The sequence below is a fragment of the Pseudomonas sp. SWRI50 genome (genome assembly GCF_014269095.1).
GTDB classification, from domain to species: Bacteria; Pseudomonadota; Gammaproteobacteria; order Pseudomonadales; family Pseudomonadaceae; genus Aquipseudomonas; species Aquipseudomonas kermanshahensis.
Genome location: NZ_JABWRW010000013.1, coordinates 31,637 through 47,310, shown reverse-complemented (window position 1 = coordinate 47,310; position 15,674 = coordinate 31,637). Strand labels below are relative to the sequence as shown.

16 protein-coding genes are annotated in these 15,674 nt (G+C 62.8%); 12 read left to right on the top strand and 4 right to left on the bottom strand.

The window, feature by feature from the left end:
• The first annotated feature begins 194 nt into the window (after positions 1–194).
• The 4 genes from HU750_RS15190 to HU750_RS15175 all read left to right on the top strand — a co-directional run bounded on the left by HU750_RS15190 (position 195) and on the right by HU750_RS15175 (position 4,375).
• Complete coding sequence (locus HU750_RS15190; protein ID WP_186680940.1) at positions 195–1,832, top strand: phosphoethanolamine transferase; 1,638 nt, start codon at positions 195–197, stop codon at positions 1,830–1,832.
• A gap of 108 nt (positions 1,833–1,940) precedes the next feature.
• Positions 1,941–3,074 carry a ribonuclease D gene (gene rnd / locus HU750_RS15185; protein WP_027594618.1) on the top strand — a complete coding sequence of 378 codons (1,134 nt, stop codon included), beginning with the start codon at positions 1,941–1,943 and terminating at the stop codon, positions 3,072–3,074.
• Positions 3,071–3,364 carry a YcgL domain-containing protein gene (locus tag HU750_RS15180; protein ID WP_027594617.1) on the top strand — a complete coding sequence of 98 codons (294 nt, stop codon included), beginning with the start codon at positions 3,071–3,073 and terminating at the stop codon, positions 3,362–3,364. Before rnd ends, HU750_RS15180 begins: the two co-directional genes overlap by 4 nt.
• Before the next feature lie 78 nt (positions 3,365–3,442).
• Complete coding sequence (locus tag HU750_RS15175) at positions 3,443–4,375, top strand: D-2-hydroxyacid dehydrogenase (protein ID WP_186680938.1); 933 nt, start codon at positions 3,443–3,445, stop codon at positions 4,373–4,375.
• Between the two features lie 231 nt (positions 4,376–4,606).
• Here HU750_RS15175 and HU750_RS15170 read toward each other — a convergent pair whose 3' ends face one another.
• Positions 4,607–5,200 (bottom strand): nitroreductase family protein, encoded by a 594-nt coding sequence (locus HU750_RS15170; RefSeq protein ID WP_186680935.1) that lies wholly within the window; start codon positions 5,198–5,200, stop codon positions 4,607–4,609.
• 144 nt (positions 5,201–5,344) lie between these two features.
• Here HU750_RS15170 and HU750_RS15165 point away from each other — a divergent pair, with 144 nt between their 5' ends.
• Positions 5,345–5,794, top strand: a complete 450-nt coding sequence (locus HU750_RS15165; RefSeq protein ID WP_027594614.1) for a YcgN family cysteine cluster protein — start codon at positions 5,345–5,347, stop codon at positions 5,792–5,794.
• A gap of 42 nt (positions 5,795–5,836) precedes the next feature.
• Positions 5,837–7,051 (top strand): hypothetical protein, encoded by a 1,215-nt coding sequence (locus HU750_RS15160; RefSeq protein ID WP_186680933.1) that lies wholly within the window; start codon positions 5,837–5,839, stop codon positions 7,049–7,051.
• Positions 7,052–7,270: 219 nt separating this feature from the next.
• Here the strand turns inward: HU750_RS15160 and HU750_RS15155 are convergent, their stop codons facing one another.
• Positions 7,271–7,612 (bottom strand): YgaP-like transmembrane domain, encoded by a 342-nt coding sequence (locus HU750_RS15155; RefSeq protein ID WP_027594612.1) that lies wholly within the window; start codon positions 7,610–7,612, stop codon positions 7,271–7,273.
• 333 nt (positions 7,613–7,945) lie between these two features.
• Here HU750_RS15155 and HU750_RS15150 point away from each other — a divergent pair, with 333 nt between their 5' ends.
• From HU750_RS15150 to HU750_RS15130, 5 genes are all read left to right on the top strand, one after another.
• On the top strand, positions 7,946–8,662 hold the full coding sequence (locus HU750_RS15150) for a GntR family transcriptional regulator (protein ID WP_186680931.1): 717 nt from the start codon (positions 7,946–7,948) through the stop codon (positions 8,660–8,662).
• A gap of 62 nt (positions 8,663–8,724) precedes the next feature.
• Positions 8,725–10,044, top strand: coding sequence for an NAD(P)/FAD-dependent oxidoreductase (locus HU750_RS15145; protein WP_186680928.1), 1,320 nt, complete (start codon positions 8,725–8,727; stop codon positions 10,042–10,044).
• A 183-nt stretch (positions 10,045–10,227) separates the two neighbouring features.
• The gene (locus tag HU750_RS15140; RefSeq protein ID WP_027594609.1) at positions 10,228–11,556 is read left to right on the top strand and encodes an MFS transporter; all 1,329 of its coding nucleotides are present in this window, start codon (positions 10,228–10,230) and stop codon (positions 11,554–11,556) included.
• Between the two features lie 74 nt (positions 11,557–11,630).
• Positions 11,631–12,533, top strand: a complete 903-nt coding sequence (locus HU750_RS15135) for a dihydrodipicolinate synthase family protein (protein ID WP_027594608.1) — start codon at positions 11,631–11,633, stop codon at positions 12,531–12,533.
• 2 nt (positions 12,534–12,535) lie between these two features.
• Positions 12,536–14,026, top strand: a complete 1,491-nt coding sequence (locus tag HU750_RS15130) for an aldehyde dehydrogenase (protein WP_099430179.1) — start codon at positions 12,536–12,538, stop codon at positions 14,024–14,026.
• 130 nt (positions 14,027–14,156) lie between these two features.
• Here HU750_RS15130 and HU750_RS15125 read toward each other — a convergent pair whose 3' ends face one another.
• Both HU750_RS15125 and HU750_RS15120 read right to left on the bottom strand, forming a co-directional pair.
• On the bottom strand, positions 14,157–14,627 hold the full coding sequence (locus tag HU750_RS15125) for an RNA methyltransferase (RefSeq protein WP_027594606.1): 471 nt from the start codon (positions 14,625–14,627) through the stop codon (positions 14,157–14,159).
• A gap of 71 nt (positions 14,628–14,698) precedes the next feature.
• Positions 14,699–15,070 carry a YajD family HNH nuclease gene (locus HU750_RS15120; protein WP_027594605.1) on the bottom strand — a complete coding sequence of 124 codons (372 nt, stop codon included), beginning with the start codon at positions 15,068–15,070 and terminating at the stop codon, positions 14,699–14,701.
• Between the two features lie 132 nt (positions 15,071–15,202).
• On the opposite strand from HU750_RS15120, the gene HU750_RS15115 reads away from it, so the two are divergent.
• The gene (locus HU750_RS15115; protein WP_186680926.1) at positions 15,203–15,481 is read left to right on the top strand and encodes a hypothetical protein; all 279 of its coding nucleotides are present in this window, start codon (positions 15,203–15,205) and stop codon (positions 15,479–15,481) included.
• The last annotated feature ends 193 nt before the right edge of the window (positions 15,482–15,674 follow it).

Here is a 15,674-nt window from a genome sequence, read left to right as displayed (position 1 = left end):
CGGGCAGCACACTTGGCCTGCCAGGCTGAATGGCGGCTGAATAAACTTCATTTAATGTTGGGATAACGCCATCTCACGGTTTTGTTGGCGTCTTTTTCACGAAAAATTGATGGTGGCCTTTCTAGAGTTCAGCCAACTTTTCGCGGTGCCGTACAGGCCCGCGGGCTGATAATCACTCTTGATTGCGAACACTGATGCTCAACTTTAAATCCCTGCGGACTGAATGGGTCACGCTGCTGGCCAGCCTGTACCTGCTGATCGGCTTCAATTTCTTTCTCTGGCAGCACCTGGAGCACGTGGTTCCGCCAGGGTTGGCGGGGCTTTGGCTGAGCCTGGCATTTGCCGTGCTGATGCTGTTCGCATTCAACCTGATTTTGACCTTGTTTGCCTTCCGGTATGTATTAAAGCCGGTACTTATTGTGCTGTTCATGAGTGGCGCGGGTGTGGCTTACTTCATGAATCAGTACGGGGTGCTTATTGATGCCGGCATGTTCCGTAACATGGCAGAGACCAATGTTGCGGAAGTGCGCGACCTGATGTCGTTCAAGTTTGCCGCTTATATATTATTGCTGGGCGTATTGCCCTCGGTCCTGCTGTGGAAAACACCGATCGCCTACCGCGCCTGGCCCCGTGAGCTGTTGGGCAAGCTGGTGGTCAGCGGCGCCTGTGTGGTCGCCCTCGGGTCGGTGGCGTTGGTCAACTACCAGGGCTTGTCGTCACTGTTTCGCAATCACCACGAACTGCGCCTGATGCTCACCCCGAGCAATATCGTGGGTGCCTCTATTGGTTATGTCAGCGAACGCGTCGGTACAGCGGCCAGGCCCTTCCAGAATTATGGTACGGATGCGAAACGTGATGCCGCCTGGCAGAAGCATGAGCGCAAGTCGTTGACGGTGCTGGTCGTCGGCGAAAGTGCGCGGGCCGACCATTTCGGCGTGCTCGGTTATGACCGCGACACCACCCCCAGCCTGGCCAAGGAGCAGGGCCTGCTGGCCTTCTCCGATGTGCATTCGTGCGGGACTGAAACCGCCGTTTCGGTGCCCTGCATGTTCTCGGGCATGCCGCGCAAAGACTACGACGCGCGCGTGGCAAAAAACCGTGAAGGGCTGCTGGATATCCTGCAGCGGGCAGGCCTGGCCGTGCAGTGGCGCGACAACCAGTCGGGCTGCAAGGGCACCTGTGATCGGGTGCAGTTCATCGATGTCAGCAACCTCACCGACCCGGCGCTGTGCGCCAACGGCGAATGCCATGACGAGATCCTGTTGCAGGGCCTGGGTGAGCTGATCGACAACCTCGACAAGGACACCGTGCTGGTGCTGCACCAGATGGGCAGCCACGGCCCCGAGTACTTCAAGCGCTACCCCAACGCCAGCGAGCGCTTTACCCCGGTGTGCCAGAGCAATGCGCTGAACCAGTGCAGCGAGCAGGAAATCATCAACGGCTACGACAACACTTTAGCCTACACCGACAAGGTGCTGGCGTCCCTGATCGACACGCTGCGCAGCAAGCAGGGCAAGGTCGACACAGCGATGATCTACCTCTCCGACCACGGTGAGTCGCTGGGTGAGTACAACCTGTTCCTGCACGGCACCCCTTACCCCATCGCCCCGGAGCAGCAGAAGCACGTGCCACTGCTGACCTGGTTCTCCGACAGCTACAAAGAGGACTTTGGCCTGGACACCGACTGCCTGGCCAAGCTCAGCGATGCGCCGCTGTCCCAGGACAACCTGTTCCACTCGATGCTCGGCCTGTTGCAGGTGCGCACCGAGGTCTACCAGCAATCGCTGGACATGTTCGCCAGCTGCCGGCCGTGGCTGGCCGCCAAGCGCTGATCGCGCATGGCTTTTACACCACCGTTTATCTATTCCAGGGATGGCGCAAGTTTCACCCGCAGTGCCCGCGCCGTATATACTGCGCGCCAATGTTAGTGGGAGAGCCTCGTGGCCATCGAAATTCACTGGATCCGTGACGACCAGACCCTGGCCGACCTCTGCCGAAAGTGGCGCCAACTGCCCTTCGTAGCGCTCGACACCGAATTCATGCGGGTAGACACGTTCTACCCCAAGGCGGGGCTGATCCAGATTGGCGACGGTCAACGTGCCTTTCTGATCGACCCACTGCTGATCAAGGACTGGCAACCCCTGGCCGAACTGCTTGAAGACAGCGGCGTGGTCAAGGTGTTGCACGCCTGCAGCGAAGACCTCGAAGTGTTGCTGCGCCTGACCGGCAAGCTGCCACAGCCACTGTTCGACACGCAGTTGGCCGCCGGTTACCTGAACCTGGGTTTCTCCATGGGTTACTCGCGCCTGGTCCAGGACGTGCTGGGGCTCGAGCTGCCCAAGGGCGAAACCCGGTCTGACTGGCTGCAACGCCCGCTGTCCGACACCCAGGTCAGCTACGCCGCCGAAGATGCCGTGCACCTGGCCGAGCTGTTCATCGCGCTGCGCCCGCGCCTGTCCGATGACAAGTACGCCTGGGTGCTGGAAGACGGCGCCGAGCTGGTGGCCCAGCTGCGCCGGGAAGTCGAGCCCGAGAGCCTGTACCGCGACGTCAAGCTGGCCTGGAAGCTGGCGCCCCAGCAACTGGCCGTGTTGCGCGAGCTGTGTGCCTGGCGTGAGCGCGAAGCGCGCAACCGCGACGTGCCGCGCAACCGCATCCTCAAGGAGCACTCGCTGTGGCCGATGGCCAAGTCCCAGCCCTCTAACTTGTCGGCCCTGGCCAAGATCGACGAGATGCACCCGCGCACCATCCGCCAGGACGGGGAGTTTCTCGTGCAACTGATCAAGCGTGCTGCCAGCCTGCCCGCCGATCAGTGGCCGCAGGTTTTGCCTGAGCCATTGCCGATCGAAGCGGCCGGCATCCTCAAGCAGCTGCGCGCCATCGGCCAGGCCGAAGGCGAGCGCTTAGGCATTGCCCCCGAGCTGATGCTGCGCAAGAAAACCCTGGAAGCGCTGCTCAAGAGCGGCTACCCCAATGGCCCCTATCAACTGCCCGATTCGCTGCGCGGCTGGCGTCGCGAGCGCATGGGCCAGGCCCTGCTGGACAACCTGGCAGGCGCCGGAGAGACCCGATGAAACGTATCTGCTCGATCTACAAGAGCCCCCGCAAGAACGAAATGTACCTGTATGTGCTCAAGGCCGAAGGCCTGGAGCGCGTGCCCGAGGCCTTGCTGCCGTTCTTCGGCACCCCCGTGCATGCGTTCGACCTGGTGCTGAGCCCCGAGCGCAAGCTGGCGCGCGAGGACATCACCAAGGTGCTGGAAAACCTCGACAACCAGGGCTATCACCTGCAGATGCCGCCGGCCGAGGATGAGTACATCGAGCACCTGCCCGAAGAGCTGCTGCGCCGTAACGACCCGGTCTGACCCAGGCCCGGTTCCTCTCATTCGCCAAGTGGCCCGCCTGTCGGGCCGCTTTCGTTGTCTGCCAAGGTTGTTTTCACGATGCGCGTTCTGATCGCCGAACAGGATCATGCCAAGTACACCCAGCTGCTGGGCGAAGCGGCCCCTGACCTGCAAATCCTGACCAGCAGCGACTCTGCCGAGCTGGCGCTGCAGGCGCCGCAGTGCCCAGTGTGGCTGGGCCAGCCCGACTTGTTGGCGAGCCTGCTGCGCCAGGGCCACAAGCCGGCCTGGATGCAGTCGACCTGGGCCGGCATCACCCCGTTGCTGGCCGAGGGTTTGCCACGGGACTATCGCCTGACGCGCGCAGTTGGCATTTTTGGCCAGGTCATGGCGGAGTACATGCTCACCTACCTGCTCGGCCATGAACGCGAGGTGCTGTCGCGCCTGGTGAGCCAGGTCGAGCGGCGCTGGGACGACCGCCCAGGGCGCACCCTTGAGGGGCGCAAGGTGCTGATCGTCGGCACCGGTGATATCGGCCAACGTGTGGCGGAGTTTCTGCTGCCGTTCGGCGTGACCCTGTACGGGGTCGCGAGCAGCGCCCGCGAGCAGCTGCCGTTCGTCGAAGTCGCGGCCCTGGCGGACCTGCCGCGCATGGTCGAGCAGGTCGACTACGTGATCAACCTGCTGCCGGACACGCCTGCCACCCACGATTTGTACGATGCGGCGCTGTTCCAGCGCTTCAAGCCCAGTGCCTTGTTCATCAATGCCGGGCGTGGAGTGGCGGTGGTCGATGCCGACCTGGTGGAAGCACTGAAGCAGGGGCATCTGGCGGGCGCGGTGATCGATGTGTGCCGCCAGGAGCCACTGCCCCAGCGTCACCCGTTCTGGACCGCCTGGGGGTTGCTGCTGACCGGGCACAGCTCGGCGCCCACCTCGCCGGCGGCGATGGTGCGGTTGTTTGTCGAGAATGTGCGGGCGTATGAGGCGGGGCAGGGGTTACGCGGGGAAGTGGATTTCGCCCGGGGTTACTGATTGCTAGTGGCCTGTACCGGCCTCTTCGCGGGGCAAGCCCGCTCCCACAAGTACTGCGCCGACCTTGGGCCTGCGGAGTACCTGTGGGAGCGGGCTTGCCCGCGAAGAGGCCAGTACAGCCCATAAAAAGGCTTACAGGCTCCCACAAGTACCGCGCCGACCTTGGGCCTGCGGGGTACTTGTGGGAGCGGGCTTGCCCCGCGAAGAGGCCGGTACAGCCAACAAAAAGCCTTACAGGCTAAAATCCCCCTCAGCCGCCAGCTCGCTCAGCGGCCGGCGCGAGCTCGGCACTTCACGCGCCTGCAGCGCCTCAGCCAAGGTCGCCTTGTCGCCCAGCTTACCGATCGCCACCATGGCATGCAGCTCGTAACCCTCAGGCACCTTCAGTTCGCTACGCGCCAGCTCCTTGTCGAAGCCGGCCATGCCGTGGGTGTGCCATCCGCTGATGCTGGCCTGCAGGGCCAAGTGCCCCCAGGCGGAGCCAGTGTCGAAGGTGTGCCACAGGGCAGGGCTTTCTTCCGCGGCGCCAGGCGCTGCGAAGGTGGTTTTAGAGATGATCAGCACCAGCGCCGACGCCTGTTGCGCCCAGCTGCGGTTGAACGGCACCAGCAGGTTCAGGTAGCGCTCCCAGTTCGCGGTATCGCGACGGGCATAGAGGAAGCGCCAAGGCTGCGAGTTGTACGCCGACGGCGCCCAGCGCGCGGCTTCCAGGAAGCTCAGCAGGGTCTCCTCACTGATCGGCTCGGCGGTGAAGGCGCGTGGCGACCAGCGGTTGATGAACTGCTCGTTAATGGCGTAATCGGCAATACGGGGGGTGGCGCTCATGGCTTTTCCTACAAGCGGATGGGAAAACTCCACGCTACTGCGTCCCGTCATGACTGACAAGCGGTCTGGCTTTGCCGAAGGCCAGGCTCTAGACTGGCGCCGCCGCGCGCCGCGCACTGATGATGAATGCAGGAAACCCGTGTGATGATCGCAGACAGCGCGCCGTTCTGGCGGCGCAAAACCCTCGAACAACTCAGCCCGCAAGAGTGGGAATCGCTCTGTGACGGCTGCGGTTTGTGCTGCCTGCAAAAGCTCGAGGACGAGGACGACAACAGCATCTATTACACGCGCATTGCCTGCAAACTGCTGGATCTCGACACCTGCCAGTGCAGCGACTACCCCAACCGCTTCGCCCACGTGCCCGACTGCATCCAGCTGACCCCTGGCAAGGCTGACCAGTTCAAGTGGCTGCCAAGCACCTGCGGTTACCGCCTGGTCAGCGAAGGTAAGGACCTGCCTGACTGGCATCACTTGATCTGCGGCGATCGCCAGCAGGTCCATGAACAGCGTATTTCCCAGTCAGGGCGAATGCTCAGTGAGCATGATGTCGATGAAGACGACTGGGAAGACCACCTGATTTTTCGCGCCAGCTGACCGGCGCACCCCCGTCGCCTCTGGGAAACAAGGAGTTTCTGTATGCGTTGCCAGCTGTTGTTGCTGCTGAGCCTGATGGCCTGTTCGCCGGCCTGGGCGAAGAAAGTCGACCTGGATTATCACGTGCGCCTGTTGCCAGCCAATGGCCAGGCCGAAGTGCGCCTGACCCTGGCCGAAGGCAGCAGCGTACGCAGCCTCGACTTCGACCTGGGCAAGGCCGGCACCTACAGTGGCTTCCAGGCTGACGGCCAATGGCAAGTCGCAGGCAAGGGCGAGCGCGGTGTGTGGCACCCGGCGCCCGGCAAGACCAGCCTCAGCTACCGCGTGCAACTGGACCAGAAGCTGCGCAGTGGCGCTTATTCGTCGCGTATCACGCCCCATTGGGCCTTGTTCCTCGGCGACCAACTGGTCCCGCCCGCGCACCTTGATCAGCAGGACGGTACGGAATTGGTGGCACGCCTGTGGTTCGACCTGCCAGAAGGCTGGAAAAGCATCGAAACCTCCTGGCCGCGCATTGGCAAGGACAAGTTCCGCATCGACAACGTCTCGCGCCTGTTCGACCGCCCCACTGGCTGGATGCTGGCGGGTGACCTGGGCAGCCGCCGGGCGCGGCTGGGCGAGACTGAAGTCACCGTTGCCGCGCCAGTCGGGCAGGGCATGCGTCGCATGGACAGCCTGACCCTGCTGACGTTCGTCTGGCCGCAATTGCAGGCCGTGTTCCCGCGTAACCCACCGAAACTGCTGTTGGTCGGCGCCCGGGACGGCATGTGGCGCGGGGCGATGGCGGCGCAGGGCTCGCTGTATATGCACAGCGCCCGGCCGATGATCAGCGAAAATGGCAGCAGCCCGTTGTTGCGTGAATTGGTGCAACTGTTTGCGCAGATTCATGGCCGTGACGGCAGTGACTGGCTGATCGAGAGCCTAACTGACTACTACGCCAGTGAGTTGTTGCGTCGGGCAGGTGGGGTCAGCGATGACCGCTATGAGGCCTGGCAGGCGCGTTTGAGCAAACAGGCTGCTAAGGTTACCCAGCTCAAGGGCGAGCAGGCCAACCCGGCGCAGGTTGCCCGTGGGGTGCTGTTGCTGCAGGCCCTGGACAAGGAGATCCGCATCCACACCCAGGCCAAGCGTTCGCTGGATGACGTGGCGCGGGCGCTGATGCGATTACGGAGTGTGAGCACCGAAGAGTTCGTGCAGATCAGTGAGAGTGTGCTGGGGCGGCGGTCCGAAGTGTTGCAGAGCAAGGTGTTGCGCTAGCGATTTGTGTTACCTGTGCCGGCCTCTTCGCGGGGCAAGCCCGCTCCCACAGGATTGCGCTGCTCTGAGGCCCCATGGAGCAACTGCACTGCTCTGGGGGCCAATGGAGCAATGGACTGCTCTGAGGCCCCCATGGAGCAACTGCACTGCTCTCAGGATTAGTGAATAATTGTGGGAGCGGGCTTGCCCCGCGAAGAGGCCGGCACAGGCAAAACAAAATCAAAGGCCAGTCAGCGGATCCTTCCCTGTCACCGTCACCCCGCGTGTAGCCGCTTTGGCACTCGCCTTCAACGCCTGCAACTGCGCAGCACTGTCTTCGATGTCCGCGCGCAACCGGTTGTATTCCTGACGATGCCGCTGCCACCAGGCCTTGGTCGAGCAATGCCCGCTGACCCCGCGCGCCACGGCCATACCGCCCACCACCATCTGCAGCAGCCCAACCAGGCCGCCATGGCGCAGCCCCTTGCTGAACATCAGCGCCCCGCCGGCCAGCGAACCGACCCTTTCCAGGCCCTGAACATTGTGCTCCGGCGACGCCGCAGCGGAATGGATATCGAGCATGGCAAGCCCTCCGTATGAAGTGTAAGCAGCTGACCGCAGGGGGCTCGCAGCCGTTCATTCGCTGCGCCGAATGGTTGCCAGGCGCACGGCCTGCGCATTGCCAATCAGCGCCAGCACCTGAAAAATGTCTTGTCTGGGCAGCTATTTGTCCGGTTTGGCAATGCAGCCCGCCAGGTGTTTAATCTCACCCTTTAAAACCGCGAAGCCCTTTAAATACGGGCGATCCAGAGATTCAACCGCTCATCTAAAATGCTGTAGACACATTGTCTAACAGTGCCCTATAGTCGTTATACAAATAGTAGACACAGCGCTATGACAACAAAGAAGGCCGCCATGAAAGCCACCGTTCAAGCCATCAGCGAAGAAGCGCCGCAGGACCGCAAGGCCGTCCTCGCCGAAGCGCTGCGCCGCCGGATCCTCAGCATGGAACTGGCCCCCGGCGCTGTGGTGGACGAGTTGGCCCTGTGTGACGAGTTCGGCCTGTCGCGCCCGCCGGTGCGTGAGCTGCTGCGCCAGATTGCCGCCGAAGGCTATATCGAGCTCGAGGCCAACCGCGCGCCACGGGTTGCCGCGATGAACCACGATTCGCTGCACAGCTTTTTCGTCGCGGCGCCGCTCATCTATATCGCCACCACCCAGTTGGCCGCTACCTACGCCAGCGAAGCGGAAATCGAGGCGCTCAAGGCTATCCAGGCGCAGTTCCGCCAGGCCATCGAAGCGCGTGATGTGGAAAACCGGGTGGTCTACAACGACGCATTCCACCTGGAAATCGGCAGGATGGCGCACAACGACTACCTGATGCCGAGCCTGCGCCGCCTGCTTATCGACCATGCCCGTCTAGGCAAGATTTTTTATCGCCACCCGACCACTGATGACATGCAACAGGACCTTGAAACCGCCTGCGACCAGCATGACCAGATGATCGATGCCATCGAACGCCGTGACCCCGCGCGCGCCGGGCAACTGGTGCGAGAGCACTTCGAGCTATCGCGCCGGCGCATGGCTGAATACGCGGCACCCCAAGGGCTGGATGTACCGATTCAGATATGAGGTTTCCAGGTCGTCGCCACTGGCGCTGATCGCTCGTCAACAACAAGATCCAGGTTAGTGACATGACAAGAATAAGCTCGTTACCTGCCGATGATGCCACCTGTGGTTGGTATCACCTGAGCACACCCCGCACGCCACGGCCGGCCCACCGTGGCCATAGCCAGGCGCGCTGGGTGGTGGTCGGTGCCGGCTTCACCGGGCTGGCCGCTGCGCGCCAGCTGGCAACGAACTTTCCGCATGACGAGGTTGTGCTGGTCGAGGCCCAGGAAGTCGGTTTTGGCACCTCCGGGCGCAACGCCGGTTTTGCCATCGACCTGCCCCATGACATCGGCGCCGAGGACTACATCGGCGATATCGATACTGCCAAGACCGTGCTCAAGCTCAACCTGGGTGGGCAGTCGTACCTCAAGGAGCTGATCGAGCGCCATGGCATCGAATGCCAGTTTCGGCACTGTGGCAAATACCAGGCCGCTGTCGAGGATCGTGGCATTGCCGTGCTCGATGCCTACCGTCGAGGCCTGGACAAACTCGGCCAGCCCTATGAAGTGATCGAAGGTCGCGACCTGCCCGAACACATCGGCACGCACTTCTACCGCAAGGGCTTGTTCACGCCGGGTACCGCGTTGCTGCAGCCTTCGGCGCTGGTCAAAGGCTTGGCCGACAGCTTGCCGAGCAATGTTTCGCTGTACGAGCACACGCCGATCACTGACGTCGAGTACGGCGACAAAGTGGTACTGCGCCACGCCAAGGGCTCGATCACTGCTGACAAGCTGGTGCTCACCACCAATGCCTTTGGCATGAGCTTCGGCTTCCTCAAGGGCCGCATGTTGCCCGTGTTCACCTATGGCAGCATCACCCGCCCGCTGACCGAAGACGAGCAAGTCCGCCTGGGTGGCAAACCCTACTGGGGCGTGATCCCCGCCGACCCATTCGGCACCACCCTGCGGCGCACCGTCGACAACCGTCTGCTGGTGCGCAACAGCTTCAGCTTCAACCCGGACGGGCGCAGCAACCGCAAGTACCTGGACCGTTTCGTTCAACGCCACCGCGAATCCTTTGCCCGACGCTTCCCGATGTTGCCCGACGTGAACTTTGAATACACCTGGGGCGGCGCCCTGGCGTTGTCGCGTAATCACATGGGGTTCTTTGGCCAGTTGGCGCCCAATGTGGTCGGCGCGCTGTGTTGTAACGGCCTGGGTGTTACCCGCGGCACGGTCACCGGGAAGTTGCTGGCCGACTGGCTGGCCGGTGACAAACACGAACTTATCGAGTTTTTGCTCAACGCCCCCGGGCCTTGCGCGAATCCACCGCAGCCCTTGGTATCCCTGGGCTTGAACGCCAACTTGATGTGGGGGCAACTGCGCGCGGGCAAAGAAAGCTGAGCGTTTTGTAAGTTAGGCCATTGAATATTTGACGTCGGGCGGATTTGCCCGGCACGGGCGCGCTTTGCCCGAAATTGATGATCGAGATGTCATGTCCGATGACCCGGGGCTGAAGGCTGTTTTCAGTTTCGCGGACGCGCTCGCCTTGAAAACGTGCATACAGAAGAAGTGGTAGGAACAACAATGACAAGTCCGAATATTTCGATTGAAGATGTACCGATCAACCGTTTTCACCAGTTCTTGACCCTGCGCTCCGGCGGGGGCTCTTTCGTCGATGGGTATGTGTTGAGCATCATCGGCGTGGCAATGGTGCAAATGTCCGCGGGCCTGAGCCTGACCAGCTTCTGGCAGGGCATGATCGCCGCCTCGGCGCTGATCGGCATTTTCTTCGGCGGCTTTTTCGGCGGTTGGCTGACCGACCGCTTTGGCCGCAAGCGTGTGTTTTTCGTCGGCCCGACCCTGTTCATTCTGTCGTCGCTTGCGCAGTTCTGGGTGGAGTCGGCGCTGGCCTTGTTCCTGTTGCGTTTTGCCATCGGCATCGCGGTGGGCATCGAGTACCCGGTGGCCACCTCGCTGCTGGTGGAGTTCCTGCCCAAGAAGAACCGCGGCCCGCGCCTGGCCACCTTGACGGTGCTGTGGTTCGCCGGCGCCGCGACCGCCTACATGGTCGGTGAGGCGATCCTGCGCCACGGTGGCGATGATGCCTGGCGCCTGGTATTGGCCAGTGCGGCGGTCATTGGCGCGCTGCTGTTCGCCATTCGCCTGGGCACCCCGGAATCGCCACGCTGGCTGATCAGCAAGGGCCGCTCGGCCGAGGCCGAACAGGTAATCAAGCGGGTCTATGGCAATGGCTTCTCGCTGCGCAACCTGCCGGAAGAGCCCAAGGCCCGCAAGCTGTCGTTTCTCAGCCTGCTGCACGCCGGGTATGGCAAGCGCATGCTGTTCGTCACCCTGTTCTGGACCTGTTCGGTGATCCCGGTGTTCGCCGTGTACGCCTTCGCCCCGAAAGTGCTGGGCGCGCTCAACCTCAAGGGTGACTGGGCATCGATCGGTTCGGTCGCCATCACCTTCCTGTTCGTGGTCGGTTGCATCATCGGCACCCGCCTGCTCAACACCCTCGGTCGGCGCACCACGCTGCTGCACAGCTTCTTCTGGTCTGGGCTGGCGCTGCTGGGCCTGGCGGCGTTCAGCCATGGTAGCGAGCTGCTTATCCTGGTGCTGTTCGGTGCTTATGCACTGTTCATCGGCGGTGCCCAGGTATTGCAACTGGTCTACCCCAACGAGCTGTTCCCCACCGAAATCCGTGCCGGCGCCGTGGGCGTGGGCACCTCCATGTCGCGGGTCGGTGCTGCTGTCGGTACCTGGCTGGTACCCATCGCCCTCGACAACTATGGCATCGGCGCAACCATGTATGCCGCCGCCGCCGTCACGTTTGTTGGCCTGGCCGTCTCTGTCGCCCTGGCCCCCGAAACCCGTTCATTGAACCTGCAGCAAGCGGCATCGCTGAGCTGAGCTATTCGAAAAGCCGCCGCAGCGTAGACCGCTGTGGCTTCTACACCCCTGAACAACGCACTGGAGAACCTACCGTGAAATTCGAAGGCATCTACACCCCGGCAATCACTCCGCTGGCTGCGGACGGCTCGATCGACAAGGCGGCGTTCGCCGAAGTACTCGACTACCTGGTCGAATCGAAAATCCACGGCGTGATCATCGGTGGCTCCACCGGCGAGTACTACGCCCACACCGCGCAAGAGCGCATCGAACTGGCCGCCCAGGCCAAGGACGTGCTCAATGGCCGCCTGCCGCTGATCATCGGCACCGGCGCGATCCGCACCGAAGACTCCGTGGCCTTCGCCAAGCACGCCAAGGAAATCAAGGCCGACGCGCTGTTGGTGGGCACGCCGCCCTACGCGCTGCCGACCCAACAGGAAATCGCCCTGCACGTCAAAGCGGTCGACGCGGCTGCCGGCCTGCCGATCATGCTCTACAACTACCCAGGCCGCATGAGCGTGGGCATGGGCGAGGAATTCTTCGATGCGGTCGCCGATGTGAAAAACATCGTCGCCATCAAGGAGAGCTCGGGCGACATGGCCCAGTTGCACCGCTTGGCCATCCAGCGCCCGAATATCCAGCTGTCGTGCGGCTGGGACGACCAGGCCCTGGAGTTCTTCGCCTGGGGCGCGCAGAGCTGGGTTTGCGCCGGTTCCAACTTCATCCCGCGTGAGCACGTGGCCCTGTTCGAGGCCTGCGTGATCGAGAAGGACTTCGCCAAAGGCCGCCGCATCATGGCCGCCATGATGCCGCTGATGGACTTCCTCGAAGGTGGCAAGTTCGTCCAGTCGATCAAGTACGGCTGCGCGCTGAACGGCCTGAGCACCGGTGGCGTGCGCAAGCCGCTGTACGACCTGGATGCCGCCGAGAAGCAGGCACTCGAGCGCGTGGTCACTGAACTCAAGCGCAACATCGCCCAGATCACCGGAGGTGCCTGACCATGGCTGAATTGCTGAGCAAGGAACAGTACGCGGCCATCGCCGCCGACCTGCAACTGCGTACCCAGGCGTTCATCGACGGTGAGTTCCGCGATGCCGTCTCGGGCCGCACCTTCGTCACCACCAACCCGGCCACTGGCAAACAGCTGGCCGAAGTCGCCGCCTGCGACGTGCAGGATGTCGACGTTGCCGTGGCGGCGGCCAAGCGTGTCTTCGAAGACGGCTCGTGGTCGAAACTGCAACCCGCTGAGCGCAAGCACATCCTGCTGAAGTTCGCCCAGCTGCTGGAAGACAACAGCCACGAACTGGCGGTTTTGGAGGCGCTGGACAGCGGCAAGCCGGTCAGCGAATGCCAGAACGTCGACGTGCCGGAAACCATCCACACCCTTCGCTGGCACGCCGAGCTGATCGACAAGATCTACGACAACACCGCCCCCACCGGCAATGCGGCCGTGACCATGGTGGTGCGTGAAGCCATCGGTGTGGTCGGCCTGGTGCTGCCGTGGAACTTCCCGCTGCTGATGCTGGCCTGGAAGATTGCCCCGTCGCTGGCGGCCGGTTGCTCGATCGTGGTCAAGCCAGCCAAGGAAACCACCCTCAGCGCCCTGCGCGTGGCCGAGCTGGCGCATCAGGCCGGCGTACCGGCGGGTGTGTTCAACCTCGTGCCAGGCGGTGGCCGTGAAGTGGGCGAGGCCATCGGCCGCCACATGGACATCCCGATGGTCAGCTTCACCGGCTCCACCGACACCGGCCGCCTGTTCCTGAAATACGCCGCCGAGTCGAACCTCAAGCGCATCGTGCTGGAGCTGGGTGGCAAGAACCCGGCCGTGGTCATGAATGACTGCGAAGACCTGGACGAAGTGGCCCAGTTCGTCACCGCCGGTGCGTTCTGGAACATGGGCGAAAACTGCTCGGCGTCCTCGCGCCTGATCGTGCACAAGGACGTCAAGGACGAGCTGCTGACGCTGATCGGCAAGCACTTGAAGGACTGGAAGCTGGGCGACCCGCTGGACCCGGAAAACCGCTTGGGGGCGATGGTCAGCAAAGCGCACTTCGAGAAGGTGAAGTCTTACCTGGAATATGCCGCCGAGCAGAAGCTCAACGTGGTGCAGGGCGGTGAGACCGAGCAGGGCGTGTTCGTGCAACCGACCATCGTTGACGGGGTGACGCCTGACAATCGGTTGTTCGTCGAGGAAATCTTCGGGCCGGTGCTGAGCGTGACCAGCTTCGAAACCATTGACCAAGCGATCGAGCTGGCCAACGACACCATCTACGGCCTGGCGGCTTCGGCCTACACGGGCAGCCTGCGCAATGCCCTGCGCCTGTCGCGGGAAATCCGCGCGGGTGTGGTCACGGTCAACTGCTTCGGCGAAGGCGATGCTTCGACGCCGTTCGGTGGCTACAAAGAGTCCGGCTTTGGTGGGCGCGACAAGTCCATCTGGGCGCACGATCAGTACACGGAGTTGAAGACCATCTGGATCAACGCTTCGTGAGCTGACTGCAGGACGGTGCTGTTCTGACGGAGCTCAGCACCTGGCCGCCTCTGGTGATGCCTCTACCGACCTGTAGGAGCAGCCTTGTGCTGCGAAGAGGCCGGTACAGGCACCCTCAGAGGCGGCTTTTTTACTTGAACTTGGGCCCCGACCGGGTATTCAGCCCTTTGGCCATCCGGTCATACAGCACCACGTTCACTGTCGCCGCCAGGTTCATGCAGCCCTGGGTCGGGATGTAGATGGTCTCTTCACACCACCCCCGCACATCCGCATCGAGGCTGCCGTCTTCTGGCCCGAAAATGTAGATGGCGCGATCCGGGTGGGTGTACTCGGGCAGCGGCCGTGCGCCGTCGACCAGTTCTACCGCCACCGGCGTGCAGCCCAGCGGAATGATGCGTTGCAGGTCGTCGATGCCGATCAGCGGGATGTCGTAGTGCACACGTTTGGTGTCGGTGACGAAGTCGCGGGCGCGCTCATACCGTTTGCCAGTGTAGAACACCGAGTTGACGCCGTAGCAACCCGCTGCGCGCATCACCGAGCCGACGTTTTCCGCCGACTTGGGGTTGAACAGGCCGATGCAGCTGTATCGTTTGTTTGCCACGTGCCGGGGCCCTTCGCAAAAAAAGCGCGATTATACGGGCTCGCCGGCCGCAGCGGGGGCTGTGTCGATGGTCAGTCTTTTTTCAGCAGGCCAGCCAGCCCGGCAAACGGGTTATGGGTAGCCTTGGCGATGCTCGGGGTGCTGGTCGAGCCTTCGCTGAAATACTGCTGGTCGGTGTAGCGCGAGTGTTCGTTGTCGTGGCAGTACAGGCACAGCAACTCCCAGTTCGAACCGTCCTGCGGGTTGTTGTCGTGGTTGTGGTCACGGTGGTGCACGGTCAGCTCGCTCAGGCGCTTGCCGGCAAACTCGCGGGCGCAGCGGCCACACACGTGCGGGTACATTTTCAGGGCCTTGTCGCGGTAGCCCATCTCTTTGTCGCGCTTGGCGTCGGCAAGGATGCGGTCGAGGCGTGCGGTGGCGGCGGAGGTAGAGGCCGAACTCATGGTGTTTCCTTTGTTCTGATCAGGCAAATGACGGTTATGCCACTGAGTCTAGCGCGCTTGCAGGCCAGGCGGACAGGCGAAAGCTTCCATTTAGGCGTAGCCTGTAGGAAGGTTCCCGACAGGAGGTTGCTGATGTTGCATGCGATCCTCACCGCGTTGCTCCTGGCTGGCCTGCCCATGGCCGAAGCCGCCAGCGCGCCACCCCGGCTCAATACACCCGTGCCCGGCGCCCCCGGCACGCCCACGCCCACGCCCTATCCGCAGATCACCCCGAGTACGCCGCCGAAGGCTTATGACAGCCAGCCTGGCGCACCGTTGTTGCCGCCAATGCCGGTGCCTGGGCCGCCGAAGGACCAGCCATTGCCAGGCTTGCGGCCAGAGCCGCCGAAGGTGCAGGTGGAGGAGGATTAGAGTGACGGTTTTGGGCGGGAAGGGTTTGCCGTGGCATTTGCAGTGTGGCGAAGATCGAGCGCCGCCCGCGCGGCGCATCGCGAGCAACGCTCGCTCCTACGTTTGTTTCGGGCCAGTCACGCCGGTGCCAGCGCGCGCGACCGCCTTGTTTATACGTCCCGATATTGAGCTGGACGCCAAGGGGCCGCGCGCC

Coding starts and splice junctions, on each gene's coding strand:
- HU750_RS15150 (WP_186680931.1), top strand. CDS start 7,946: ATGAAAGCCACCGTTCAAGCCATCAGCGAAGAAGCGCCGCAGGACCGC.
- HU750_RS15160 (WP_186680933.1), top strand. CDS start 5,837: ATGCGTTGCCAGCTGTTGTTGCTGCTGAGCCTGATGGCCTGTTCGCCG.
- HU750_RS15115 (WP_186680926.1), top strand. CDS start 15,203: ATGTTGCATGCGATCCTCACCGCGTTGCTCCTGGCTGGCCTGCCCATG.
- HU750_RS15120 (WP_027594605.1), bottom strand. CDS start 15,070: ATGAGTTCGGCCTCTACCTCCGCCGCCACCGCACGCCTCGACCGCATC.
- HU750_RS15165 (WP_027594614.1), top strand. CDS start 5,345: ATGATCGCAGACAGCGCGCCGTTCTGGCGGCGCAAAACCCTCGAACAA.
- HU750_RS15180 (WP_027594617.1), top strand. CDS start 3,071: ATGAAACGTATCTGCTCGATCTACAAGAGCCCCCGCAAGAACGAAATG.
- HU750_RS15175 (WP_186680938.1), top strand. CDS start 3,443: ATGCGCGTTCTGATCGCCGAACAGGATCATGCCAAGTACACCCAGCTG.
- HU750_RS15145 (WP_186680928.1), top strand. CDS start 8,725: ATGACAAGAATAAGCTCGTTACCTGCCGATGATGCCACCTGTGGTTGG.
- HU750_RS15170 (WP_186680935.1), bottom strand. CDS start 5,200: ATGAGCGCCACCCCCCGTATTGCCGATTACGCCATTAACGAGCAGTTC.
- HU750_RS15130 (WP_099430179.1), top strand. CDS start 12,536: ATGGCTGAATTGCTGAGCAAGGAACAGTACGCGGCCATCGCCGCCGAC.
- HU750_RS15140 (WP_027594609.1), top strand. CDS start 10,228: ATGACAAGTCCGAATATTTCGATTGAAGATGTACCGATCAACCGTTTT.
- HU750_RS15190 (WP_186680940.1), top strand. CDS start 195: ATGCTCAACTTTAAATCCCTGCGGACTGAATGGGTCACGCTGCTGGCC.
- HU750_RS15155 (WP_027594612.1), bottom strand. CDS start 7,612: ATGCTCGATATCCATTCCGCTGCGGCGTCGCCGGAGCACAATGTTCAG.